23 protein-coding genes and 4 tRNA genes are annotated in these 24,842 nt (G+C 64.5%); 4 read left to right on the top strand and 23 right to left on the bottom strand.

The features are described 5' to 3' along the window. Positions 1–3: 3 nt before the first annotated feature. Positions 4–474 carry a 30S ribosomal protein S7 gene (gene rpsG, locus KF892_18680; protein MBX3627049.1) on the bottom strand — a complete coding sequence of 157 codons (471 nt, stop codon included), beginning with the start codon at positions 472–474 and terminating at the stop codon, positions 4–6. A 145-nt stretch (positions 475–619) separates the two neighbouring features. Beyond that, positions 620–997, bottom strand: coding sequence for a 30S ribosomal protein S12 (rpsL, locus tag KF892_18675; GenBank protein ID MBX3627048.1), 378 nt, complete (start codon positions 995–997; stop codon positions 620–622). 218 nt (positions 998–1,215) lie between these two features. Between rpsL and KF892_18670 the strand changes: the two genes are divergently transcribed. After that, positions 1,216–1,653, top strand: a complete 438-nt coding sequence (locus tag KF892_18670) for a putative toxin-antitoxin system toxin component, PIN family (protein MBX3627047.1) — start codon at positions 1,216–1,218, stop codon at positions 1,651–1,653. Between the two features lie 45 nt (positions 1,654–1,698). Here the strand turns inward: KF892_18670 and rpoC are convergent, their stop codons facing one another. The 19 genes from rpoC to KF892_18575 form a co-directional block, all read right to left on the bottom strand. Beyond that, positions 1,699–5,928, bottom strand: coding sequence for a DNA-directed RNA polymerase subunit beta' (gene rpoC, locus KF892_18665; protein ID MBX3627046.1), 4,230 nt, complete (start codon positions 5,926–5,928; stop codon positions 1,699–1,701). A gap of 17 nt (positions 5,929–5,945) precedes the next feature. Then, a complete protein-coding gene (gene rpoB / locus KF892_18660) occupies positions 5,946–10,070 on the bottom strand; it encodes a DNA-directed RNA polymerase subunit beta (GenBank protein MBX3627045.1) in 4,125 nt (1,374 codons plus the stop codon). 320 nt (positions 10,071–10,390) lie between these two features. Then, positions 10,391–10,774, bottom strand: a complete 384-nt coding sequence (gene rplL, locus KF892_18655) for a 50S ribosomal protein L7/L12 (protein MBX3627044.1) — start codon at positions 10,772–10,774, stop codon at positions 10,391–10,393. 42 nt (positions 10,775–10,816) lie between these two features. After that, positions 10,817–11,320, bottom strand: coding sequence for a 50S ribosomal protein L10 (rplJ, locus tag KF892_18650; protein ID MBX3627043.1), 504 nt, complete (start codon positions 11,318–11,320; stop codon positions 10,817–10,819). 265 nt (positions 11,321–11,585) lie between these two features. Next, positions 11,586–12,296 (bottom strand): 50S ribosomal protein L1, encoded by a 711-nt coding sequence (rplA, locus tag KF892_18645; GenBank protein MBX3627042.1) that lies wholly within the window; start codon positions 12,294–12,296, stop codon positions 11,586–11,588. 2 nt (positions 12,297–12,298) lie between these two features. After that, the gene (gene rplK, locus KF892_18640; GenBank protein ID MBX3627041.1) at positions 12,299–12,730 is read right to left on the bottom strand and encodes a 50S ribosomal protein L11; all 432 of its coding nucleotides are present in this window, start codon (positions 12,728–12,730) and stop codon (positions 12,299–12,301) included. Between the two features lie 144 nt (positions 12,731–12,874). Then, the gene (gene nusG, locus KF892_18635) at positions 12,875–13,465 is read right to left on the bottom strand and encodes a transcription termination/antitermination protein NusG (GenBank protein MBX3627040.1); all 591 of its coding nucleotides are present in this window, start codon (positions 13,463–13,465) and stop codon (positions 12,875–12,877) included. Positions 13,466–13,469: 4 nt separating this feature from the next. Then, positions 13,470–13,853, bottom strand: coding sequence for a preprotein translocase subunit SecE (gene secE, locus KF892_18630; protein ID MBX3627039.1), 384 nt, complete (start codon positions 13,851–13,853; stop codon positions 13,470–13,472). Between the two features lie 86 nt (positions 13,854–13,939). Next, positions 13,940–14,015: transfer RNA gene (locus KF892_18625), tRNA-Trp, on the bottom strand. 10 nt (positions 14,016–14,025) lie between these two features. Continuing rightward, entirely contained in the window at positions 14,026–15,216 is a 1,191-nt protein-coding gene (gene tuf, locus KF892_18620) for an elongation factor Tu (protein MBX3627038.1), read from the bottom strand. Positions 15,217–15,251: 35 nt separating this feature from the next. After that, positions 15,252–15,326, bottom strand: a tRNA-Thr gene (locus KF892_18615). A 69-nt stretch (positions 15,327–15,395) separates the two neighbouring features. Beyond that, a tRNA-Gly gene (locus tag KF892_18610) sits at positions 15,396–15,469 on the bottom strand. A 64-nt stretch (positions 15,470–15,533) separates the two neighbouring features. Beyond that, positions 15,534–15,619 (bottom strand) — tRNA-Tyr (locus KF892_18605). Between the two features lie 44 nt (positions 15,620–15,663). Then, a complete protein-coding gene (locus KF892_18600; protein ID MBX3627037.1) occupies positions 15,664–16,329 on the bottom strand; it encodes a uracil-DNA glycosylase in 666 nt (221 codons plus the stop codon). Beyond that, positions 16,326–17,114 carry an indole-3-glycerol phosphate synthase TrpC gene (gene trpC / locus KF892_18595; GenBank protein MBX3627036.1) on the bottom strand — a complete coding sequence of 263 codons (789 nt, stop codon included), beginning with the start codon at positions 17,112–17,114 and terminating at the stop codon, positions 16,326–16,328. The genes KF892_18600 and trpC overlap by 4 nt, the downstream gene beginning before the upstream one ends. Then, complete coding sequence (trpD, locus tag KF892_18590; protein MBX3627035.1) at positions 17,111–18,142, bottom strand: anthranilate phosphoribosyltransferase; 1,032 nt, start codon at positions 18,140–18,142, stop codon at positions 17,111–17,113. Before trpD ends, trpC begins: the two co-directional genes overlap by 4 nt. A gap of 14 nt (positions 18,143–18,156) precedes the next feature. Then, positions 18,157–19,167, bottom strand: coding sequence for a low-specificity L-threonine aldolase (gene ltaE, locus KF892_18585; protein ID MBX3627034.1), 1,011 nt, complete (start codon positions 19,165–19,167; stop codon positions 18,157–18,159). Positions 19,168–19,179: 12 nt separating this feature from the next. After that, entirely contained in the window at positions 19,180–19,764 is a 585-nt protein-coding gene (locus KF892_18580) for an aminodeoxychorismate/anthranilate synthase component II (protein ID MBX3627033.1), read from the bottom strand. Continuing rightward, positions 19,765–21,249 (bottom strand): anthranilate synthase component I, encoded by a 1,485-nt coding sequence (locus tag KF892_18575; GenBank protein MBX3627032.1) that lies wholly within the window; start codon positions 21,247–21,249, stop codon positions 19,765–19,767. It abuts the gene before it with no gap. A 363-nt stretch (positions 21,250–21,612) separates the two neighbouring features. On the opposite strand from KF892_18575, the gene KF892_18570 reads away from it, so the two are divergent. Further along, entirely contained in the window at positions 21,613–22,212 is a 600-nt protein-coding gene (locus KF892_18570) for a chalcone isomerase family protein (GenBank protein ID MBX3627031.1), read from the top strand. On the opposite strand, the gene gph is transcribed toward KF892_18570, so the two are convergent. Beyond that, positions 22,213–22,869 carry a phosphoglycolate phosphatase gene (gene gph, locus KF892_18565; GenBank protein ID MBX3627030.1) on the bottom strand — a complete coding sequence of 219 codons (657 nt, stop codon included), beginning with the start codon at positions 22,867–22,869 and terminating at the stop codon, positions 22,213–22,215. It lies immediately after the preceding gene. 7 nt (positions 22,870–22,876) lie between these two features. Next, complete coding sequence (gene rpe, locus KF892_18560; protein MBX3627029.1) at positions 22,877–23,563, bottom strand: ribulose-phosphate 3-epimerase; 687 nt, start codon at positions 23,561–23,563, stop codon at positions 22,877–22,879. A 35-nt stretch (positions 23,564–23,598) separates the two neighbouring features. On the opposite strand from rpe, the gene apaG reads away from it, so the two are divergent. Continuing rightward, a complete protein-coding gene (gene apaG, locus KF892_18555; protein ID MBX3627028.1) occupies positions 23,599–23,973 on the top strand; it encodes a Co2+/Mg2+ efflux protein ApaG in 375 nt (124 codons plus the stop codon). An 8-nt stretch (positions 23,974–23,981) separates the two neighbouring features. Then, complete coding sequence (gene cysE / locus KF892_18550; protein MBX3627027.1) at positions 23,982–24,779, top strand: serine O-acetyltransferase; 798 nt, start codon at positions 23,982–23,984, stop codon at positions 24,777–24,779. Positions 24,780–24,842 lie beyond the last annotated feature (63 nt).

The following is a 24,842-nucleotide window of genomic DNA, read 5'->3' as shown; positions in this document are numbered from 1 at the left end:
AACTTAGAAGCGGAAGTGAGAGAACGCCTTGTTGGCTTCTGCCATGCGGTGCACTTCGTCGCGCTTCTTCATCGCACCGCCGCGGCCTTCGACGGCCTCCAGCAGTTCGTTGGCCAGACGCTGGGCCATCGACTTCTCACCACGCTTGCGCGCCGATTCCTTCAACCAGCGCATGGCCAGGGCCACGCGGCGCACGGGGCGAACTTCCACGGGAACTTGGTAGTTCGCACCGCCGACGCGGCGTGACTTCACTTCGACCATCGGCTTGATGTTGTTCAGCGCGACGTTGAAGATCTCGAGCGGGTCCTTGCCCGACTTCTTCTCGACCTGGTCGAGGGCACCGTAAATGATGCGTTCGGCCACGGCCTTCTTGCCGGACTCCATGATCACGTTCATGAACTTGGAGAGCTCGACCGAGTTGAACTTCGGATCGGGGAGGATGTCCCGTTTGGGGACTTCGCGACGACGAGGCATTTCTCTTCCTTTGGCTTCAGTTGGCTCGGCTTTTCAGCTCTGCCGCGGAATCACACGCTTTGCGACCCCACTTACTCAGCACATCACACGATGTACCGCAATACGACGTGCGCAGCATGAAGATTGCGCATGACAACTTGATCTATCAGGCCTTCTTCGGGCGCTTCGCGCCGTACTTCGAACGAGCCTGCTTGCGGTCTTTCACGCCTTGCAGGTCGAGCGAGCCACGGACGATGTGGTAACGCACGCCGGGGAGGTCCTTCACACGGCCGCCGCGCACGAGCACGACGCTGTGTTCTTGCAGGTTGTGGCCTTCGCCGCCGATGTACGAGATGACCTCGAACCCGTTGGTCAGGCGCACCTTGGCGACTTTACGAAGGGCCGAGTTCGGCTTCTTCGGCGTCGTGGTGTACACACGAGTGCAGACGCCGCGGCGCTGCGGGCCGCCCTGCATCGCAGGCGACTTGGACTTCGTGGCTTCGGTCTCACGACCTTTGCGCACGAGTTGGTTGATGGTTGGCATTGGTAACTTGTTCCCGTTTGAAGTCACACAAGCGCCCGGGCCGCATGAACGTGCGGCCAAGGCGCCCTGGTCTTTTTCAGTAGAGGTCGTCGAGCGCTCCGCAGGAGACGAGCCCGAAGCCGTGGTGTGCACGGTGAGCCGCCCGACAAAGAGCGCAGCAAAATCTGCTGGAAAGCCCGCGATTATATTCGTGGCAACCCTCACTCGCAAGCAAGGACTTGGACGCAACTCTTCTGAAGCCGGCGGTGGTGCTGGACACGAACGTCGTGCTGGACTGGCTGGTGTTCCGCAACGCGGACGGCCAAGCGCTTTTTGGCGCGATCGAGCGCCGCGAGCTGCGCTGGCTGGTGACGGACGCCATGCACGATGAACTCCTGCACGTCCTCGGTCGAGGCGTGGCCGCGAGCTACCGGCCCGATCTGTCCAGAATCAACGAAAGTTGGCGCCTGCTTTCTGAGACGATTCGCGCACCTGAGCCACAGGGTGACGCGGGTCGCTTGCGCTGCACCGACACCGACGACCAGAAGTTCATCGACCTGGCGGTCGCCGAAGCCCGTTGGCTGATCAGCCGCGACCGGGCGGTGCTGAAGCTCGCTCGCCGCGCGGGGCGACTGGGTCTGCAGGTGATTCCTCCCGGTCGCTGGCAGCTGACATGAAAAAGGGCGGCCGAAGCCGCCCTTTCAAATCGCGAAGAAGGTCGCTTATTCGGAAGCTTCGCCACCGGCCGCCGGAGCGGCCGCAGCCGCTTCGTCCACCGCCGACATCTCTTCCGCCGCTTCTTCCAGCGCGATCGCACGGCGCTCGGCGTCGTCCAGCTCTTCCTTCACCTTGCGGGCCTCGTGGAAGGCCATGCCGGTGCCGGCCGGGATCAGACGGCCCACGATGACGTTTTCCTTCAGGCCACGCAGCTCGTCGCGCTTGCCCATGATGGCCGCCTCGGTGAGCACGCGGGTCGTTTCCTGGAAGGACGCGGCCGAGATGAACGAGTCGGTCGACAGCGAGGCCTTGGTGATGCCCAAGAGCACGTCGGCGTGCGTGGCGATCTGCTTGCCTTCGGCGCGCAGGCGATCGTTGGTGTCCAGCAGCTCCGAACGTTCGACCTGCTCGTTGGCGATGTAGTGGCTGTCGCCCGGGTTGACGATCTGCACGCGGCGCAGCATCTGGCGAACGATCACCTCGATGTGCTTGTCGTTGATCTTCACGCCCTGCAGACGGTAGACGTCCTGCACTTCGTCGACGATGTAGCGCGCCAGCTCCTCGATGCCCAGCAGGCGCAGGATGTCCTGCGGATCGGCCGGACCGTCGACGATCGACTCGCCCTTGTTCACCACCTGGCCTTCGTGCACGAGGATGTTCTTTTCCTTCGGCACGAGTTCCTCGAACACCTTGCCCTCCGGGTCGGTGATCTGCAGGCGAACCTTGCCCTTGGTCTCCTTGCCGAACGACACGGTGCCGGTGATCTCGGCCAGCGTGCCCTTGTCCTTCGGGGTGCGGGCTTCGAAGAGCTCGGCCACACGCGGCAGACCGCCGGTGATGTCTCGGGTCTTCTGGCCTTCGACCGGGATACGTGCGAGCACTTCACCCGGCGCGAGGTCTTGGCCGTCGCGGATCTGGATCAGCGCACCGACCTGGAAGCCGATGGTCACCGAGTGGTCGGTGCCCGGGATCTTCACTTCGGCGCCCGACACGTCGAGCAGCTTGACCTGCGGACGCACGACCTTGGTCGAGCCGCGGCGCTTCGGGTCGATCACGACCAGGGTCGACAGACCCGTGATCTCGTCGACCTGCTTGGCGACCGTCACGCCCTCTTCCACGTTCTCGAACTTCGCCTTGCCGGCGAATTCCGTGATGATGGGTCGGGTCAGCGGGTCCCAGTTGGCGAGCACCGTGCCGGCCTTGATGGCCTGGTCGGGCTTGATGTTGAGCACCGCGCCATACGGCACCTTGTGGCGCTCACGCTCGCGGCCGTGCTGGTCGGAGATGATGATTTCGCCGGAACGCGAGATCACCACCAGGTCGCCCTTGCCGTTGGTCACGTAGCGCATCGTGGCGTTGAAGCCGATGTTGCCGTCGGACTTCGCGTCTACGCTCGAGGCCACCGCCGCACGCGACGCCGCACCACCGATGTGGAAGGTGCGCATCGTCAGCTGCGTGCCGGGTTCGCCGATCGACTGGGCAGCGATCACACCGACGGCTTCGCCGCGGTTGACCACGCCACCACGGCCGAGGTCACGGCCGTAGCACTTGGCGCACAGGCCGAAGCGCGTGTCGCAGGTCAGCGCGGTGCGGACCTTGATCTCGTCGACACCCGCCGCCTCCAGCTCGTCCAGCGTGTCTTCGTCCAGCATGCGGCCGGGCTCGACCAGCGTGGCGCTGGTTTCCGGGTGCTGCACTTCGATCGCGGTCACCCGGCCGAGCACACGGTCGCGCAGCGATTCGATGACTTCACCGCCTTCGACCAGCGCGCGCATCGCCATGCCGTTCTGCGTGCCGCAGTCGTCTTCGGTGACCACCAGATCTTGCGTCACGTCGACCAGACGGCGCGTGAGGTAGCCCGAGTTCGCGGTCTTCAACGCCGTGTCCGCCAGGCCCTTACGAGCACCGTGGGTGGAGATGAAGTACTGCAACACGTTCAGGCCTTCACGGAAGTTCGCCGTGATGGGCGTCTCGATGATCGAGCCGTCCGGCTTGGCCATCAGGCCGCGCATGCCGGCCAGCTGGCGGATCTGCGCGGCAGAGCCACGAGCACCCGAGTCGGCCATCATGTAGATGGAGTTGAACGACTCCTGGTCCACCTGCTTGCCGTTGCGGTCGGTCGTCTTCTGCTTCGACAGCTGCGACATCATGACCTTGCCGACTTCGTCACCGGTCTTGCCCCAGATGTCCACCACCTTGTTGTAGCGCTCGCCCGCCGTCACGAGACCCGAGACGTACTGCTGCTCGATCTCCTTCACTTCCTTCTCGGCGCGCTCGATCAGCGTGTGCTTTTCCTTCGGCACCAGCATGTCGTCGATCGCGATCGAGATGCCGGCGCGCGTGGCCAGGCGGAAGCCCGACTGGAGCAGCTTGTCGGCGAAGACCACCGTTTCCTTCAGACCGCACTTGCGGAACGAGGTGTTGATCAGGCGCGAGATTTCCTTCTTCTTCAGCGCCTTGTTGATGTTCGAGAACGGCAACCCCTTGGGCAGGATCTCGCTCAACAGAGCACGGCCGACGGTGGTGTCGACGAGCTTGGTCTCGGGCTTGAACTCGCCCGTCGCCTTGTCCTTCACCCACTCGGTCAGGCGCACACTGATCTTGGCGGTGATCTCGACCTGGCCGTTGTCGAGTGCACGCTGCACTTCGACCACGTCGGAGAAGATGATGCCTTCGCCCTTGCCGTTGATGCGCTCGCGGGTGGCGTAGTACAAGCCCAGCACCACGTCTTGCGACGGCACGATCGACGGTTCGCCGTTGGCCGGGAACAGCACGTTGTTGGAGGCCAGCATCAGCGTGCGGGCTTCCATCTGCGCTTCGATCGACAGCGGCACGTGGACAGCCATCTGGTCACCGTCGAAGTCGGCGTTGAACGCCGCGCAGACGAGCGGGTGCAGCTGGATCGCCTTGCCTTCGATCAGCACCGGCTCAAAGGCTTGGATGCCCAGGCGGTGCAGCGTCGGCGCACGGTTCAGCATGACCGGGTGTTCCTTGATGACTTCTTCAAGGATGTCCCACACCACCGGCGTGCCCGATTCCACTTCCTTCTTCGCCGCCTTGATGGTGGTGGCGATGCCCATGGCTTCCAGGCGCGAGAAGATGAAGGGCTTGAAGAGCTCGAGCGCCATCAGCTTGGGCAGGCCGCACTGGTGCAGCTTGAGCGTCGGGCCCACCACGATGACCGAACGGCCCGAGTAGTCGACGCGCTTGCCCAGCAGGTTCTGGCGGAAACGACCCGACTTGCCCTTGATCATGTCGGCCAGCGACTTGAGGGCGCGCTTGTTGGCACCGGTCATCGCCTTGCCGCGACGGCCGTTGTCGAGCAGCGAGTCCACCGCTTCTTGCAGCATGCGCTTTTCGTTGCGCACGATGATCTCGGGGGCCTTCAACTCCAACAGACGCGCGAGACGGTTGTTGCGGTTGATGACGCGGCGATAGAGGTCGTTCAGGTCGGAGGTGGCGAAACGGCCGCCGTCCAGCGGCACCAGCGGACGCAGGTCCGGCGGCAGCACGGGCAGCACGTTCATCACCATCCACTGCGGCTTGATGCCCGACTTCTTGAAGGCTTCCATCACCTTGAGGCGCTTGGAATTCTTCTTGACCTTGAGCTCGGAGCCGGTCATGTCGCCACGCAGCTTCTCGATCTCGGTGTCGAGGTCCATCTCGGCGAGCAGGCGTTGCACGCCTTCCGCACCCATCAGGGCCACGAACTCGTCGCCGAACTCGGTGCGCTTCGCGTCGTAATCGTCTTCCGACATGATGCTGAACTTCTTCAGCGGGGTCATGCCCGGGTCGACGACCACGTAGGCTTCGAAGTACAGCACGCGCTCGATGTCGCGCAGCGTCATGTCGAGCACGAGGCCGAGGCGCGACGGCAACGACTTCAGGAACCAGATGTGCGCGCAGGGAGCGGCCAGGTCGATGTGGCCCATGCGGTCACGGCGGACCTTGGTCTGGGTGACTTCGACGCCGCACTTTTCGCAGATCACGCCGCGGTGCTTCAGGCGCTTGTACTTGCCGCACAGGCACTCGTAGTCCTTGATCGGCCCGAAGATCTTGGCGCAGAAGAGACCGTCACGTTCCGGCTTGAAAGTCCGGTAGTTGATCGTCTCGGGCTTCTTCACCTCGCCGAAGGACCACGACCGAATCTTCTCGGGCGAGGCCAGGCCGATCTTGATGGCATCGAAATGCTCATCAGGGGTGAATTGACGGAAGAGATCCAGCAAACCCTTCATATATCTCTCCTATTCCTTTAGTTGCGCTCGAGTTCCATGTCGATCCCGAGCGAACGGATCTCCTTGACCAGCACGTTGAACGATTCCGGCATGCCGGCCTCGATCGCGTGCTCACCCTTGACGATGCTCTCGTACACCTTGGTACGGCCATTCACGTCGTCGGACTTCACGGTCAGCATTTCCTGCAGCACGTAGCTGGCGCCATAGGCTTCCAGTGCCCACACTTCCATTTCGCCGAAGCGCTGACCACCGAACTGGGCCTTGCCGCCCAGCGGTTGCTGCGTGACCAGCGAGTACGGGCCGGTGGAGCGGGCGTGCATCTTGTCGTCGACCAGGTGGTGCAGCTTCAGCACGTGCATGTAGCCGACGGTGACCGGGCGCTCGAAGTTCTCGCCGGTGCGGCCGTCGTACAGCGTGGCCTGCGTGCGGGTCTCGGTCAGGCCCTTGGCCTTGGCGATGTCATCCGGGTAGGCAAGCTTGAGCATGCCGCGGATTTCCTCTTCGGTCGCGCCGTCGAACACCGGCGTTGCGAAGGGCACGCCCTTGCTCAGGTTCTGCGCCATCTCGATGATCTCGTCGTCGCCGAGGTGATCGAGTCGTTCGGTCTTGCCACCCGACTTGTTGTACAGCTCGTCGAGGAACTTGCGCAGCTCGGCCACCTTGGCCTGCTGTTGCAGCATGTCGCCCAGGCGCTGGCCGATGCCCTTGCCGGCCCAGCCGAGGTGAACCTCGAGCACCTGACCCACGTTCATCCGCGAGGGCACGCCCAGCGGGTTGAGCACGATGTCGCACGGCGTGCCGTCGGCCATGTAGGGCATGTCTTCGACCGGGGTGATCTTCGAGACCACACCCTTGTTGCCGTGACGGCCGGCCATCTTGTCGCCAGGCTGCAGGCGACGCTTGACGGCGAGGTACACCTTCACCATCTTGAGCACGCCAGCGGGCAGCTCGTCGCCTTGCGTCAGCTTCTTGCGCTTCTCTTCGAAGGCGAGGTCGAAGCTGTGGCGGGTCTGCTCGAGCGAGTTCTTGATCGACTCGAGCTGGTTGGCCAGCTCTTCATCGGCCGGGCGGATGTCGAACCAGTGGTACTTCTCGACGGTCGCGAGGTAGTCCTTCGTGATGCTCGTGCCCTTGGCGATCTTCTGCGGGCCACCGTTGGCGACCTTGCCAACCAGGAGCTTCTCGATCCGGTCGAAGGCGTCGGCTTCCACGATGCGCAGCTGGTCGTTCAGGTCGAGGCGGTAGCGCTTCAGCTCGTCGTCGATGATCTGCTGGGCGCGCTTGTCGCGCTGGATGCCTTCGCGGGTGAAGACCTGCACGTCGATCACGGTGCCGCTCGTGCCCTGGTCCACGCGCAGCGAGGTGTCCTTCACGTCAGAAGCCTTCTCGCCGAAGATGGCGCGCAGCAGCTTCTCTTCCGGCGTCAGCGTGGTCTCGCCCTTGGGCGTGACCTTGCCCACCAGCGTGTCGCCCGGGTTCACCTCGGCGCCCACGTAGACGATGCCCGACTCGTCAAGGCGAGCCAGTTGCTGCTCGCTCAAGTTCGGAATGTCGCGCGTGATTTCTTCGGCGCCCAGCTTGGTGTCACGCGCCATGACCACCAGTTCCTCGATGTGGATCGAGGTGTAGCGGTCGTCGGCGACGACACGTTCGCTGATGAGGATCGAGTCCTCGAAGTTGTAGCCGTTCCAGGGCATGAACGCGACCAGCATGTTCTGGCCGAGGGCCAGCTCGCCGATGTCGGTGGAGGCACCGTCGGCGATGATGTCTTCGGCCGACACCACATCGCCGCGCTTCACGATCGGGCGCTGGTGGATGTTGGTGTTCTGGTTGGAACGCTGGTACTTGATCAGGTTGTAGATGTCGACGCCGACTTCACCGGCCACCGTTTCCGTGTCGTTGACGCGGATCACGATGCGGTTAGTGTCGACGTAGTCCACCACGCCACCGCGGCGGGCCGCGACGACGGTGCCAGAGTCTTTCGCGGCCACGCGCTCGACACCGGTGCCGACGAAGGCCTTCTCGGGGCGCAGCACCGGCACGGCCTGGCGCTGCATGTTGGCGCCCATCAGTGCGCGGTTCGCGTCGTCGTGCTCCAGGAAGGGCACGAGCGAGGCGGCGACCGACACGATCTGCGTCGGGGCCACGTCCATGTACTGGATGCGTTCCGGCGAGGTCAGGATGGATTCGCCGTTGTCACGGGCCGAGACCAGCTCGTCGATCAGCTTGCCGTCCTTGTCGAGCGTCGCGTTCGCCTGGGCGATCACGTACTTGCCTTCTTCGATGGCGGAGAGGTAGTCGATCTGGTCGGTCACCTTGCCATCGGCCACGCGGCGGTACGGCGTCTCGAGGAAGCCGTATTCGTTCAGCTGCGCGTAGAGGGCCAGCGAGTTGATCAGGCCGATGTTCGGGCCTTCCGGCGTTTCGATCGGGCAGACGCGGCCGTAGTGGGTCACGTGCACGTCGCGCACTTCGAAGCCGGCGCGCTCGCGGGTCAGACCGCCCGGGCCCAGGGCCGAGACACGGCGCTTGTGCGTGATCTCGGAGAGCGGGTTGGTCTGGTCCATGAACTGCGACAGCTGCGACGCGCCGAAGAACTCCTTCAGGGCAGCCGAGATCGGCTTGGAGTTGATCAGGTCGTGCGGCATCAAGGCTTCGGTTTCGGCCTGACCCAGACGCTCCTTCACGGCCTTCTCGATGCGGGCGAGACCGGAACGGTATTGGTTCTCGGCCAGCTCGCCGACGCAACGCACGCGGCGATTGCCCAGGTGGTCGATGTCGTCCACTTGGCCACGGCCGTTGCGCAGCTCAACGAGGATCTTCACCACATCGAGGATGTCATCGTTGCTCAGCGTCATCGGACCTTCGGCCGAATCACGCATCACGCGAGCGTTGAACTTCATGCGGCCCACGCGCGACAGGTCATACGTGTCGGCGTTGTAGAAGAGGCGGTTGAAGAGGGCTTCCACCGCGTCTTCCGTCGGCGGCTCGCCGGGGCGCATCATGCGGTAGATGGCGACACGTGCGGCCAGCTGGTCGGCGGTTTCGTCCGCGGCCAGGGTCTGGCTGATGTAGGCGCCTTCGTCGAGCTCGTTGGTGTACAGAGCTTGCAGCTCCTTCACGCCGGCGGCGCGCAGCTTCTTCAGCAGCGCTTCGGTCAACTCGTCGTTGGCCTTGGCAATGATCTCGCCGGTGTCGGCGTCGACCATGTTGCGGGCCAGCACGCGGCCGACGAGGTAGTCCTCAGGCACGCTGATGAACTGCGTCTCGGTCTGCTCGAGGGTGCGGGTGTGGCGCGCGGTGATGCGCTTGTCCTTCTCGACCACGACATTGCCGTTCTTGTCGGTGATGTCGAAGCGGGCGATTTCGCCACGCAGGCGGTCGGCCACGAATTCGAGCTGCGCGCCCGAGTCCATCAGGCGGAAGTTGTCGAAGACGAAGAAGTTGGCCAGGATCGATTCCGGGTTCAGGCCGATGGCCTTCAGCAGAATCGTGACCGGCATCTTGCGACGGCGGTCGACGCGGAAGTACAGGATGTCCTTCGGGTCGAATTCGAAGTCGAGCCAGGAGCCACGGTACGGAATGATCCGCGCCGAGAACAGCAGCTTGCCCGACGAGTGCGTCTTGCCCTTGTCATGCTCGAAGAACACGCCCGGCGAACGGTGCAGCTGAGACACGATCACGCGCTCGGTGCCGTTGACGATGAACGAGCCGTAGTCGGTCATGAGCGGCACTTCGCCCATGTAGACCTCTTGTTCCTTGATTTCCTTGACCGTCTTGGCCTGCGCGGCTTCACGGTCATAGATGATCATCTGCAACTTGGCGCGCACGGCGGCGGCGTAGGTCAGGCCACGCTGCTGGCACTCGCGCGTGTCGAATGCGGGCTTGGCCATGTTGTATTCGATGAACTTCATCTCCACAAACCCGTTGTGCGACACGATCGGGAAGGCGGAGAGGAAAGCCGCTTGCAGACCTTCAGGTTTGCGTTTCTGCGGTGGGACGTCCTTTTGCAGGAAGGCAACGTAAGACTCCTTCTGCATCGTGAGCAGATAGGGAACGTTGAGGACACTCTCTCGCTTGCCGAAGCTCTTGCGGATACGCTTGCGCTCGGTGTAGCTGTACGGGGTTGCTTGTTGCGCCATAGGTGATTTCTCACTCCATCTCAGGAAACACGCCTGGCCTAGGCGAGTCACCGTCGGCGACTGTCAACTCGAACATTGCGTTCGACGCTTGGTGGCTGGCCACTACCAGCCGCTGGCGGACAACCCCGGCGTTGCACCGGGGCCCGACCAAACCGGTTCTCTGCAGTCGGTTCAGAGAACACTTGGAAAGCCCTCGATTGTCAACCGGGGGCTTTACAGCTGTTCTCCAAGGGGTCATCCGGCCGTTTGGCGAGAGGGACCCTTGAAGCGCAAAAGGCTGGGGGCCGAAAACGGCTCCCAGCCCCTTTGCCGAGACTCGATTACTTGAGTTCGGCCTTGGCGCCGGCTTCCACCAGCTTCTTGACGGCGGCTTCGGCATCGGCCTTGGCAGCGCCTTCCTTGACGGGCTTCGGAGCGCCATCGACCAGGTCCTTGGCTTCCTTGAGGCCCAGGCCGGTGATTTCGCGAACGGCCTTGATGACCGACACCTTGTTGGCGCCTGCTTCGAGCAGCATCACGTTGAATTCGGTCTTCTCTTCAGCGGCCGGAGCGGCAGCGCCGCCAGCGGCACCGCCGCCACCGCCAACAGCCATCGAAGCGGCGGACACGCCGAACTTCTCTTCGATTGCCTTGACCAGGTCATTGAGTTCCATGACCGACATGCTGTCGAGGGCGGTCAGGAATGCGTCTTTGTCGAATGCCATGATGATTTCCTAGATAGATGAGTGAATTGAGATGCTTGCCGATCAGGCAGCCGGGGCGGCTTCTTCGCGCTTCTTGGCCAGAGCGGCCAGGACGGCAGCGGTGCGCTGGACCGGCGACTTGAGCAAGCCGGCGATCTGCGACAGCAGCACTTCCTTGCTCGGGATGGACGCCAGGGCCTTCACAGCCTCCGCGTCCAGCGCCTTGCCAGCGTAAGCGCCAGCCTTCAGCACCAGCTTGTCGTTGCCCTTGGCAAAGTCGGCGATGACTTTGGCCGCGGCGACAGCATCTTCAGAAAAACCGTAGATCAGCGGACCGACCATGGCGTCCGACGCCACTTCGAACGGGGTGCCAGCGACGGCACGGCGAGCCAGGGTGTTCTTCAGCACGTGAAGGTACACGCCCTTTTCGCGCGCCTGCTTGCGCAGCACGTCGAGGTGAGCGACGGTGAGGCCACGGTACTCGGCCAGCGCCAGCGTCTGCGACTTGGCCGCCTGGGCCGCCACATCCGCCACCACGGTGGCTTTCTCGTTGCGATTGAGACTCAAGGTCTGCTCCTCACACAAACGTGTTCTTTGGCGTTGCCGCCTCCGAACACACCACAATGCAGCGACCTCTCTATCCAGAAAACTTTCGTTCTCTTTCCAGCGGGGACCGCCATCTGCGCGGGCGTCGGACCGAGTTCATCACTCGGATCGTCGATTAAGCAGCTCGCGCTGCGCCTGCGGTCTTCGATGACCCGTTGCCGCTTTCGCCGCAACGGCCCACCAAACTCTTCAAGGCCGCGCCAGACTCAGCGCGGCCCATGTCTTCTCAAGCCTGCGTCGGTGCGGCGTTGATGGTCGCCACGTCCACGCGGGCGCCCACACCCATCGTCGACGAGATCGCCACCTTGCGCAGGTAGATGCCCTTGGACGTGGCCGGCTTGGCCTTGTTCAGGGCTTCGATCAGTGCGCGCAGGTTGCCGGCGAGCTTGTCGGAGTCGAACGAACGGCGGCCGATCGTGCCGTGCACGATGCCGGCCTTGTCGACGCGGAACTGCACCTGGCCCGCCTTGGCATTCTTCACCGCGGTGGCGACGTCAGGCGTCACCGTGCCGACCTTCGGGTTCGGCATCAGGCCACGCGGGCCCAGCACCTGACCGAGGGTACCGACGATGCGCATGGTGTCGGGCGATGCGATCACCACGTCGAAGTCCATGTTGCCGGCCTTGATGCGCTCGGCGAGGTCGTCCATACCGACGATGTCGGCACCGGCGGCCTTGGCTTCTTCAGCCTTGGCGCCTTGGGCGAACACGGCGACGCGCTTGGTCTTGCCGGTGCCGTTGGGCAGCACGACGGCGCCACGCACGACCTGGTCGGACTTCTTGGCGTCGATGCCGAGTTGCACGGCCACGTCGATGGATTCATCGAACTTGGCGGTGGCGCATTCCTTGACGATCGCGAGCGCGTTGTCGAGGGCGTACAGCTTGGTGCTCTCAACCTTGCCGGCGAGGGCCTTCTGGCGTTTGGTCAGCTTGGCCATGTTCAGACTCCTTCCACCGTCACGCCCATCGAACGGGCGGTACCAGCGATCGTGCGGACAGCGGCGTCGAGGTCGGCGCCGGTCAGGTCCTTGACCTTGACCTTGGCAATCTCCTCAGCCTGCGCGCGGGTCAGCTTGCCAACCTTGTCGGTGTGGGGCTTGGCCGAACCCTTGTCGAGCTTGAGCGCCTTCTTGATCAGCACCGCCGCGGGCGGGCTCTTCAGGACGAAGGTGAAGGACTTGTCCGCAAAGGCGGTGATCACCACCGGCAGCGCCAGACCCGGCTCCATGCCTTGTGTCTGGGCGTTGAACGCCTTGCAGAACTCCATGATGTTCAGACCGCGCTGACCCAGCGCCGGACCGATCGGGGGGGACGGGTTGGCTTTACCCGCCGGAACTTGCAGCTTGATGAAGCCGACAATTTTCTTGGCCATGTTTCTCTCCTACGAGGCCCATCAACAGCATGGGCCTTGAGTTCAAACGCCAAGGACTGGTTACCTTGGCTCCTCGGACCGGTGTCTCGTCACCGGCAGCAACGGAATAGCTTCAGCGCCGAAGCGCCGAGCCGCCATTCAGGCTCAGATCTTTTCGACTTGGGAGAAGTCGAGCTCGACCGGCGTCGCGCGGCCGAAGATGGTGACCGACACACGCACCTTGGACTTGTCGTAGTTGACGTCTTCCACGGCGCCATTGAAGTCGGTGAACGGGCCTTCCTTGACGCGCACCAGCTCGCCAACCGACCACTCCACCTTAGGCCGCGGCTTCTCCACACCCTCTTGCATCTGGGTGACGATCTTCATCACCTCGGCTTCGGAAATCGGCGCCGGGCGGTTCTTCGCACCACCCACGAAGCCCGTCACCTTGCTGGTGTGCTTCACCAGGTGCCAGGTGTCGTCGGCCATCTCCATCTCGACCAGCACGTAGCCCGGAAAGAAACGGCGCTCGGTCACGGCCTTCTTGCCGTTCTTGAGCTCGACAACTTCTTCCATCGGCACCAGGATGCGGCCGAACTTGTCTTGCATGCCCGAGCGTTCGATGCGCTCGCGCAGGTTGCGCTCGACAGCCTTTTCCATGCCGGAATAGGCGTGCACGACGTACCAGCGCTTGTTGGTCGCCGGCGCCAGCGAGGCCGCCGTCACTTCACCGCCCGTGGTGGGTTGTTCGCTCATCGGCTTACCTCTTCCATCCGAGAATCAGGTCGTACAGCACCCACTCCAGGGTCTTGTCGGTCAGCCACAGGAACAGTGCCATCACGACGACGAACGCAAACACGTAGAGGGTCATCTGGCCCGCTTCCTTGCGGGTCGGCCAGACCACCTTCTTCACTTCCTTGACGGAGTCTTGACCGAAGGCGATCAGCTGCTTGCCCGACTCGGAGGTGAAGAACGTCCCAACGGCCATCGCCAGCAGCACGAGGAGCGCGACCACGCGCACCCACATGTCTTGCTTGCCGAGCAGGTAGAACGCGACCACCGCGCCCACGACCAGGACGCCGGCCACAGCCAGCTTGGCCTTGTCGGCGCCGGTGGAAACAGTTTCGATTTGCGGATTGGCCATGTGTTCGATCAGGTTCAACCTGAAGCTCAGGCAGCGAACTGCCTTTCAGTAGCAAAGCCCGCAGGGCTTTCGGCTCCTTGCGGGCTTGGCAGGGGCAGTAGGAATCGAACCTACAACCTCTGGTTTTGGAGACCAGCGCTCTGCCAATTGAGCTATACCCCTGTGGCTTTCTTTACTCCAGGATCTTGGCGACGACGCCCGAGCCGACGGTGCGGCCGCCTTCGCGGATGGCGAAGCGCAGGCCTTCTTCCATGGCGATCGGGGCGATCAGCTTGACGGTGATGCTGACGTTGTCGCCCGGCATGACCATTTCCTTGTCCTTCGGCAGCTCCACCGCGCCGGTCACGTCCGTCGTGCGGAAGTAGAACTGGGGACGGTAGTTGTTGAAGAACGGGGTGTGGCGGCCGCCCTCTTCCTTGCTCAGAACGTAGATCTCAGCGGTGAAGTGGGTGTGGGGCTTGATGGAGCCGGGCTTGCACAGCACTTGGCCGCGCTCGACTTCTTCGCGCTTGGTGCCGCGCAGCAGGATGCCGACGTTGTCGCCTGCCTGACCTTGGTCGAGCAGCTTGCGGAACATCTCGACGCCGGTGCAGGTGGTCTTTTGCGTGGCCTTGATGCCGACGATTTCGATTTCTTCACCGACCTTGATGACACCACGCTCGACACGGCCGGTCACGACGGTGCCGCGGCCGGAGATGGAGAACACGTCTTCCACGGGCATGAGGAAGGCGCCGTCGATGGCGCGCTCAGGCGTGGGGATGTAGGTGTCGAGGGCTTCTGCGAGCTTGAAGATGGCACCCTCGCCGAGTTCGCCGGTGTCGCCTTCCATGGCGAGCTTGGCCGAGCCCTTGATGATGGGGGTGTCGTCGCCGGGGAAGTCGTACTTGCTGAGGAGCTCGCGCACTTCCATTTCGACGAGCTCGAGGAGCTCGGCGTCGTCGACCATGTCGCACTTGTTGAGGAAGACGATGATGTACTTCACACCGACCTGACGGGCGAGCAGGATGTGCTCGCGGGTCTGGGGCATGGGGCCGTCAGCGGCCGAGCACACGAGGATGGCGCCGTCCATCTGGGCAGCACCGGTGATCATGTTCTTCACGTAGTCGGCGTGCCCGGGGCAGTCGACGTGCGCGTAGTGACGGTTGGCGGTCTCGTACTCAACGTGGGCGGTGTTGATGGTGATGCCGCGCGCCTTTTCTTCGGGCGCCGCGTCGATCTGGTCATACGCCTTGGCTTCACCGCCGAACTTCTTCGACAGCACCGTCGTGATCGCCGCCGTCAGCGTCGTCTTGCCATGGTCCACGTGACCAATCGTCCCCACGTTCACGTGCGGCTTGGTCCGTTCAAATTTGCCTTTTGCCATTTCGAGCTCCTAGCGGTCGGTGCTGAAGAAAACTGTGGTGCCCATGACGCGGATCGAACGCGTGACCTCTCCCTTACCAAGGGAGTGCTCTACCACTGAGCCACATGGGCCGAACCAAACTTCGGTGCCAATCGACACTGGTTTGCACTTCTTCAACACGCAAACCACTGGCGACGTCATGGAGCGGGAGACGGGAATCGAACCCGCGTCATTAGCTTGGAAGGCTAGGGTTCTACCATTGAACTACTCCCGCTCGGGAGCCCCTTCAGGCGCCATGCCATCCGGGCGTCAACACTTGTTTTGAAATCGGTTCGCTTTGGTGGAGGAGGCTGGATTCGAACCAGCGTAGGCGTAAGCCAACAGATTTACAGTCTGCCCCCTTTAGCCACTCGGGCACCCCTCCAAAGCGAACCCGGGACTATAGCATCAAATTTTGAAGATCCGCGATCACAGAGCCCACCAGTCGACGAGTTGCTGAGTTGCCACGAAGTGGCTGCCGCCGGACATGAACTGCTTGTGAAGGTCGTAGGAGGGGTGGCGCGTTGCCAGGACGCGCGGCTGCACCCCGGGAGGCACCGCCCGGGCGAGGAAATCCTGGGCCTTGCCGCCCCAAACGAGGAAGATGGGTGGATCGCTGCGCTGGCTCAACACGGAAACAATCTCGGATGTAAGCGCAAGCCAACCCGTCTTGAGGTGACTGCCTGCCGACCCGATTTCCACCGTCAGCGCCGGGTTCAAGAGCAACACCCCTTGCCGGGCCCAGGCGTCGAGCTTCCACACGGCGGGCGGCACCCACCCCGGTCGATCCGCAGCCAGCACTTCGAAGATGCGGGCAAGCGACCGCGGCTTGCCATGCCCCGCCGAAAAGGCGAGGCCGTCGGCATGGCCCGCCGTGGGGTAGGGGTCCTGGCCGAAGATCACCACCTTGGCCTCCTCTGGCCTCACAAGGCGCAAGGCCCGGAACGGGTCTTCCGGGCCGATCGGCTTGTCGCCTGAGACCTCCTTGATCCGCCCGATCAAGGCCGCCTGCTTGTCGAGCGTCCAGCCAGGCAGCACCCTGCGCCACGCCTCGGGCACCGTGCCAAAGGCGGCGCGCAGGTCGTCGGCCGTCATGCGAAGAGTTGCGCTAGCGCGGCACCCGGGTCGGCGGCGCGCATGAAGGCTTCGCCGACCAGAAATGCGTGAACGTCCGCGCCGCGCATGCGGGCCACGTCGGCCGCCCCGAGGATCCCGCTCTCGGTCACGAGCAGACGATCGCGCGGCACGCGGGGCAACAAGGCGAGCGTCGTGTCGAGCGTCACCTCGAAGGTGCGCAGGTTGCGGTTGTTGATGCCGACGAGCGGGGTCTTCAGCCGCAGCGCCCGGTCGAGTTCGGCACCATCGTGCACCTCGACCAGCACCGCCATGCCCAGCGAGAGCGCCTGCGCCTCCAGGTCAGCCATCTGCGCGTCCTCCAGGCAGGCGGCGATCAGCAGGATGCAGTCCGCCCCCATCGCACGCGCCTCGTAGACCTGGTACGGGTCGACCATGAAGTCCTTGCGCAACACCGGCAAGGCGCAGGCGGCGCGCGCCTGCTGCAGATAGGCCGCAGAGCCCTGGAAGAACTGCACATCGGTCAGCACGCTCAGGCACGCCGCGCCATGACGCTCGTAGCTCGTGGCGATGTCGGCCGGCACGAAGTTTTCACGCAGCACGCCCTTGCTGGGGCTGGCCTTCTTCACCTCGGCGATCACCGCCGCCTGGCCTGCGGCCACCTTGCTCCGCAGGGCGGCCACGAAGTCGCGGACATCCGTGCGCGCCTCGGCCTCACGGCGCAGCGACGCCAGGTCGCGGTGGCGGCTGGCGGCGGCGATTTCCTCGCGCTTGACCGCCACGATCTTGTCGAGGATGTCGCTCATGATTTGAACTGCTGGGTGGCGGCCACGAACTGGCTCAGTTTCCGGGTGGCAGCACCAGAGGCCACCGCTTCGCGGGCGCGCTTCACGCCATCGGCGATCGACGACACCACGTTCGCGCAATACAGGGCCCCGCCCGCGTTGAGCAGCACGATGTCGCGCAAGGGCCCGTCTTCGTTGGCCAGCGCACGCTGGATGCACTGCACCGACTCGGCCTTGTCGGCCACCCGCAGCACCCGGCTGTCGTACACCGGCATGCCGAAGTCGCTCGGGTGCACCACGTATTCGCGCACCTCGCCGTTCTTCAGCTCGCCGATGAGCGTCTCGCCCGAGAGCGAGATCTCGTCCATGCCGTTCATGCCGTAGACCACCATCACGTGGTCGGAGCCGAGGCGCTGCAACACGCGCACCTGGATGCCCACGAGGTCGGCATGGAAGACGCCCATCAGCTGGTTCGGCGCCTGCGCCGGGTTGGTCAGCGGCCCGAGGATGTTGAAGATGGTGCGCACGCCGAGCTCCTTGCGCACGGGCGCGGCATGCTTCATCGACGCATGGTGGTTCGGGGCGAACATGAAGCCGATGCCGGTCTGCTCCAGGCATTGCGCGACCTGCTCGGGCGTGAGGTTCACATTGGCGCCGAACGCCTCCAGCACGTCGGCGCTGCCGGTGCTCGACGACACGCTGCGCCCGCCATGCTTGGCCACCCTCGCGCCCGCAGAGGCTGCCACGAACATGGCCGCCGTCGAAATGTTGAAGGTGTGCGCGCCATCGCCGCCGGTTCCGCACAGGTCGACGAGGTGCGCCTTGTCGGCCACGGGCACCGGCGTCGCCAGTTCGCGCATCACCTGCGCGGCCGCGGCGATCTCGCCGATGGTTTCTTTCTTGACGCGCAAGCCCATCGAGAGCGCCGCGATCATCACCGGCGACATCTCGCCGCTCATGATGCGGCGCATCAGCGTCAGCATCTCGTCGTGGAAGATCTCGCGGTGGTCGATGACGCGCGCCAGCGCTTCGGTGTTGGTGATGGTCATGGCTTCGGGTACTTTCAAGCGGTCATGTGGACACGGATCGCAGCGATGGCGTGATCGATGCCGTCCGCATCGAGGTCGAGGTGCGTGACGAAACGCAGGCGGTAGAGGCCCGTCGCCAGCACGCCTTGCGCCTTGAGGTGTTCAAGCAGCGCGGCGGCACGGCCCCGGTCCACCTCGACGAACACCATGTTGGTTTCAGGTGGCTCGACCACCAGCCCCGGGATGCCGCGCAGGCCCTCGGCGAGCCGCCGTGCGAGTGCATGGTCGTCGGCAAGCCGTTCAACGTGATGGTCCAGTGCATAGAGCGCCGCTGCCGCCAGCACGCCGGCCTGGCGCATGCCGCCGCCGAGCATCTTGCGCACACGCCGGGCACGTTCGATCAGCTCGCGCGAACCGCACAAGGCCGAACCCACCGGCGCCCCCAGGCCCTTCGAGAAACACACCGAGACGCTGTCGAAGTGCTGCGCGATGTCACCTGCCGGCACATCGAGTGCCGCCGCCGCGTTGAAGAGGCGAGCGCCATCCAGATGCGTCGCCAGGCCATGCCGGCGCGCCAACGCGGTGGCATCGCCCATGTAGCTTTGCGGCAGGACCTTCCCCCCCAGCGTGTTCTCCAGGCACAGCAGGCGCGTGCGCGCGAAATGCGGGTCGTCGGGCTTGACCGCGGCCTCGATGTCGGCCAGCGCCAGCGTGCCATCGGGCTGGTGCTCGAGCGGTTGCGGCTGCACGCTCGCCAGCACCGCCGCACCGCCAGCCTCCCAGCGGTAGGTGTGCGCCATCTGGCCGACGATCATCTCGTCGCCACGGCCGCAGTGGCTCATCACCGCCGCGAGATTGCTCTGCGTGCCGCTGGGCAGGAAGAGCGCCGCCTCTTTGCCCAGCATCGCCGCGATGCGCTCCTGCAGCCGGTTGACGGTCGGGTCGTCGCCGAACACGTCATCGCCCACCTCGGCCCGCGCCATCGCCTCGCGCATGCCAAGCGTGGGCCGGGTGACGGTGTCGCTGCGCAGATCGACGACCTTCATGCCGCGCTCGATTCAGTTCTTCAGCTCGAGGAAGTTCTTCAGCATCGCGTGCCCATGCTCGGTGAGGATGGACTCGGGATGGAACTGCACACCTTCCAGCGGCGTCTTCGTGCCGGCCAGCGCGGTGTGCCGCACGCCCATGATCTCGTCGTCTTGCGAAGTCGAGGTGATCTCCAGCTCTTTCGGCAGCGTCGCCCGCTCGATCACCAGCGAGTGGTAGCGAATGACGGTGAACTTCTCCGGCAGGTCGCTGTACACACCACGCTTGTCCGTCGTGATGACATCGGTCTTGCCGTGCATCTGCGTCTTCGCGCGGATGATCTTGCCCTTCAGTGCCGCCCCAATGGCCTGGTGGCCCAGGCACACCCCCAGGATGGGCAGCTTGCCGGTGAAGTGCTGGATCGCACTCACGCAGATGCCGGCTTCGGCGGGTGAGCATGGGCCGGGCGACAGCACCAGCTGGTCGGGCTTCAACTCGCTGATGCCTTCGAGCGTGATCTCGTCATTGCGGAAGACGCGGACGTCTTCACCCAACTCGGCGAAGTACTGCACCAAGTTAAAGGTGAAGCTGTCGTAGTTGTCGATCATGAGCAGCATTCAGAAGCCCTCCTCGACGAGTTCAGCGGCGCGCAGCAAGGCCCGCGCCTTCGCTTCGGTTTCTTTCCATTCCAGCTCGGGCACCGAGTCGGCCACGACACCCGCCGCGGCCTGCACGTACAGCGTGTTGTCCTTGACGATGCCGGTGCGGATGGCGATTGCCACATCCATGTCGCCCGCGAAGCTCAGGTAGCCGCAGGCGCCGCCGTAGATGCCGCGCTTGACCGGCTCCAGCTCGTCGATGATTTCCATCGCCCGCACCTTGGGCGCACCGGTCAACGTACCGGCCGGGAAGGTCGCCTTGAGCACGTCGAGGTTGCTCATCCCGTCTTTCAGGATGCCTTCGACGTTGCTCACGATGTGCATCACGTGCGAGTAGCGCTCGATCACGAAGGCGTCGGTCACCTTCACGCTACCGGTCTTGGCGATGCGGCCGATGTCGTTGCGCGCCAGGTCGATCAGCATCACGTGCTCGGCACGCTCCTTCGGGTCGGCGCTGAGCTCGGCTTCCAGCGCCCTGTCCTGCTCGGGCGTGGCACCGCGAGGCCGCGTGCCGGCCAGCGGGCGGATCGTCACCTTCTGGCCCTCGGGCGTGTGCTCCTGCCGCACCAGGATCTCAGGCGAGGCGCCGACGATCTGGAAGTCACCCATGTCGTAGAAGTACATGTAGGGCGACGGGTTCAGCGAGCGCAGCGCGCGGTACAGGCTGAGCGGCGACTCGGTGTAGCGCTTCTTCAGCCGCTGGCCGATCTGCACCTGCATCATGTCGCCGGCCGCGATGTACTCCTTCGACTTGAGCACCGCGGCGAGGTAGTCCTCCTTCGCGAACTCGCGCTCCACCGCGTGCGACGTGCCGCGCTTCACGGGCGGTGCGGTCACGCTGTACTTGAGCTTGTCGGAGAGCTCGGCCAGCCGGCGCTTGCCTCGGAAGTAGGCCTCGGGCTGCGACGGGTCGGCGTAGACGATGAGGTAGAGCCGGCCCGACAGGTTGTCGATCACCGCCAGCTCTTCGCACTGCAGCAGCAGCACGTCGGGTGTGTCGATGCCACCCGGCTTCTCGGTCTTCGCGAGCTTGGGCTCGATGTAGCGCACCGCGTCATAGCCGAAGTAGCCGGCCAGGCCGCCGCAAAAACGCGGCAGGCCCGGGCGCAGCGCCACCTTGAAACGCTTCTGGTACTCGGAGATGAAGTCGAGCGGGTTGCCCTCGTGCGTCTCGACCACCTTGCCGTCGGTGACGATCTCGGTGCGAAAGCCGGTGGCGCGCAGCAGCGTGCGCGCCGGCAAGCCGATGAACGAATAGCGTCCGAAGCGCTCGCCGCCCACCACCGATTCCAGCAGGAAGCTGTGCTTGCCGCTGCCCGAGGCATAGGCAAGCTTGAGGTAGAGCGAGAGCGGGGTTTCGAGGTCCGCGAAGGCTTCGGCCATCAGCGGAATGCGGTTGAAGCCTTCGGCGGCAAGGCTCTTGAATTCGAGTTCGGTGATCACCTTCTGGGCCCTCCAATGGCCCGGCGGGGCAAGCATGCAGCCCGCATGTGACGAGGTTCAGACGGACGGCGCCCGCGCGGGGCAGCCGGTGGAGCCGAAGGCGGAGCGTTTCACGACAACACGCTCAAGGCCGGCGGCAAACGCAACCTACGGAAGCTGGCGACGCCAGGGCCAAGCTCCCCGGTCGTGCGACCCTTTGGTTTGTTTGCGCGCGATGAACATCCAAAAAGTGTAGCAGGCGACTTCGAAGCGCAGCCCTGAATCCCGGGTTTCCGTGAACTGGGCCCCTCGCATTCGAACGACGTTTTGCGACAATCCTGCTTTCCGCACGCTCGTGCGATCCATGCCCGGAGTCTCGCCGTGATTCGCAAGCTCATCATCGCCACCGCCTTGTCGCTGGCTGCCGCTGGCAGCGCCCTGGCCGACACCACCCAGGTCGGCGGTGTGAAGTACGACAACGCCATCCAGTCGGGCAACACCACGCTCGTGCTCAATGGCGCGGGCGTGCGCTACAAGGCGGTGTTCAAGGTCTATGCCGCCGGCCTCTACCTCACGAAGAAAGCCAACACCACCGAAGACGTGCTGCGCACGCCCGGCGCGAAGCGTGTGCACATCGTGATGCTGCGCGAGATCAACGCCGGTGAACTCGGCAAGCTCTTCACCCGCGGCATGGAAGACAACGCACCGAAGGACGAGTTCTCGAAGTCGGTGGCCGGCACGCTCAAGCTGAGCGAGCTCTTCTTCCGCATCAAGAAGCTCAATGCCGGTGACTCGTTCTCGGTCGACTGGACGCCGGGCACCGGCACCATGATCTATGTGAACGGCAAGCCGACCATCGAGCCGATCAAGGAGCCCGAGTTCTTCTCGGCGCTCGTGAAGATCTGGCTGGGCCAGTCGCCCGCCGATGCCAACCTGAAAGACGCGCTGCTCGGCAAGGCGCCGGCACTGCCGCCCAACAGCTGATCAGGCCAGGGCGTCGAGCCGGTCGATCACGCCATCGGCGTCGACGGCCTGCACCGGCTCGCCGTGGTTGTAGCCGTAACTCACCAGCACCACCGGGCAGCCGGCGGCACGTGCGGCACGCGCGTCGTTGCTCGAATCGCCCACCATCAGCGTGCGTGAGGGCGGCACGCCCAGCGCCTCGCAGGTCTTGAGCAACGGCAAGGGGTCGGGTTTCCTGCGCTCGAACGCATCGCCGCCGAAGACCTGCGCGAAATAGCCGTCAAGGCCTTTCTTCTCCAACAGCGGCCGCGCGAAGGCGGTCGGCTTGTTGGTGAGGCAGGCCAGCACGAGGCCTCGTGACTGCATGGCCTGCAGGCCCTCGCGCACACCCGGGTACACCGCCGCATGCTCGCCGTTGATGCGCAGGTAGTGGTGCTGGTAGCGCGCCCACGCGGCGCCGAAGGCCGAGGCCTCGCTGCCCACATGCGCCAGCGTGCTGCGGATCAGGTGCTCCGAGCCTTTGCCCACGGTGTGCTCGATGAACGCACGGTCCACGCGCGACAGTGACAAGTCGTCGAGCATGGCGTTGAGGGCGACGTCGAAGTCCCCCAGCGTGTCGATCATCGTGCCGTCGAGGTCGACGATCGCGGCCTTGAATTCCGTCAGCGGTCTCAGCATCGGCCGTTCAGCGCGCCAGCTGCATGCGCATCGCGTCGATCACACCCTTGTAGTCGGGCTTGCCGAAGATCGCGCTGCCGGCCACGAAGGTGTCGGCGCCGGCATCGGCCACCTGGCGGATGTTGTCGACCTTGATGCCCCCGTCGACTTCGAGGCGGATGTCGCGCCCGCTCTTCTCGATGATCTTGCGGGCCTGCTCGATCTTCCTGAGCGCGCTCGGAATGAAGCTCTGCCCGCCGAAGCCGGGGTTGACGCTCATGATCAGGATGAGGTCGACCTTGTCGATCACCCACTCCAGCACATCGAGCGGCTCGGCCGGGTTGAACACGAGCCCGGCTTGCTTGCCCTCGGCCTTGATGAGCTGCAGCGTGCGGTCCACGTGCGTGCTGGCGTCGGGGTGGAAGCTCACCAGGTCCGCCCCCGCTTTGCAGAAGGCCTGCGCGAGCGAGTCGACCGGCTGCACCATCAAATGCACGTCGATCGGCACCGCGGTGCCATCGGCGCGCGCGGCGTGCTTGCGCAGCGCCTCGCAGATCATCGGCCCGAAGGTCAGGTTGGGCACGTAGTGGTTGTCCATCACGTCGAAATGGATCCAGTCGGCGCCGGCCGCGATCACGTTGCGCACCTCCTCGCCCAGGCGGGCGAAATCGGCAGAGAGGATGCTGGGGGCGATGCGGTAGGTGGGCGTGCTCATCCGAAGGATTTTAGGAGCCTCCCTAGAATCGAACGATGGCCAAGCCCGAATTCACCTGCAGCGTCAGCGTGCGCCCCCTGCCTGAACAGGCAGACCCCGAGCAAGGCGTGCATGCCTATGCGTACACCATCCAGATCGTCAACACCGGCGACATCACCGCACAGCTCATCGCGCGCCATTGGGTGATCACCGATGCACGCGGCCACGTCGAAGAAGTGCGCGGGCTCGCCGTCGTCGGCCAGCAGCCGCTGCTGAAACCAGGCGAGCGTTTCGAGTACACGAGCTGGACGCGGATCCACACACCGCAAGGCAGCATGCGCGGCACCTTCTTCTGCATGACCGAAGACGCACGGCCTTTCGACGCGGCCGTGCCCGAGTTCTCGCTGTCGGTCCCGTCGACCTTGCATTGAGCGCGCGCATGAACGCTCCGGTCGATCCGATCTGGCAGGCACTGCGCACCGACGCCTCTCAGCTCGCGAGCGCCGAGCCGGTGCTCGCGCGACTGCTGCACGCGGTGATCCTCGACCAACCTTCGCTGGAAGCTGCACTGGCGGAGCTGCTGGCCCACAAGCTCGCGTTTGCCGAGCTGCCCGTCGACGACCTGCGCACGCTCGTGCGCGATGCGCTGCAGGCCGAGCCGCAGATCGGCCAGCTCGCCCGCGCCGACCTCGCCGCCATCGGCGAGCGCGACCCGGCCGCCGGGTCGAGCGTCAACCCCGTCCTCAATCACAAGGGCTTCCACGCGCTGCAGACGCATCGCATCGCGCATTGGTACTGGGGCCGCAACCGCAAGGCGCTCGCGCAGTGCCTGCAGGGACGCGCGTCGGAAGTGTTCGCGGTCGACATCCACCCGGCGGCCGTGGTCGGGGCCGGTGTCTTCATCGACCACGCCACCGGCGTCGTGATCGGCGAGACGGCGGTGGTGGGTGACAACGTCTCCATCCTGCAAGGCGTGACGCTCGGCGGCACCGGCAAGGAGACGGGCGACCGCCACCCGAAGATCGGCCGCGGCGTGCTGCTCAGTGCCGGGGCCAAGGTGCTCGGCAACATCCGCGTCGGCGACGGCGCCAAGGTGGGCGCGGGCAGCGTGGTGCTCGACGAGGTGCCGCCGCACAAGACGGTGGTGGGTGTGCCGGCGCGCGTGGTGGGCACGCCGCGTGTCGATCAGCCGGCGCTCGACATGGACCAGCACATCGATCTCGACGGCGGCGGCTGAACCCGCGCTCGTCTTTCAGCTCTCATCGCCGTCGGCCTCGTCGCCACGCTCCTGGCGTTCACC

Origin of the sequence: Rhizobacter sp. (assembly GCA_019635355.1) — a bacterium.
Lineage (GTDB): Bacteria > Pseudomonadota > Gammaproteobacteria > Burkholderiales > Burkholderiaceae_C > Rhizobacter.
This window is presented reverse-complemented; position numbering and strand designations above follow the sequence as displayed.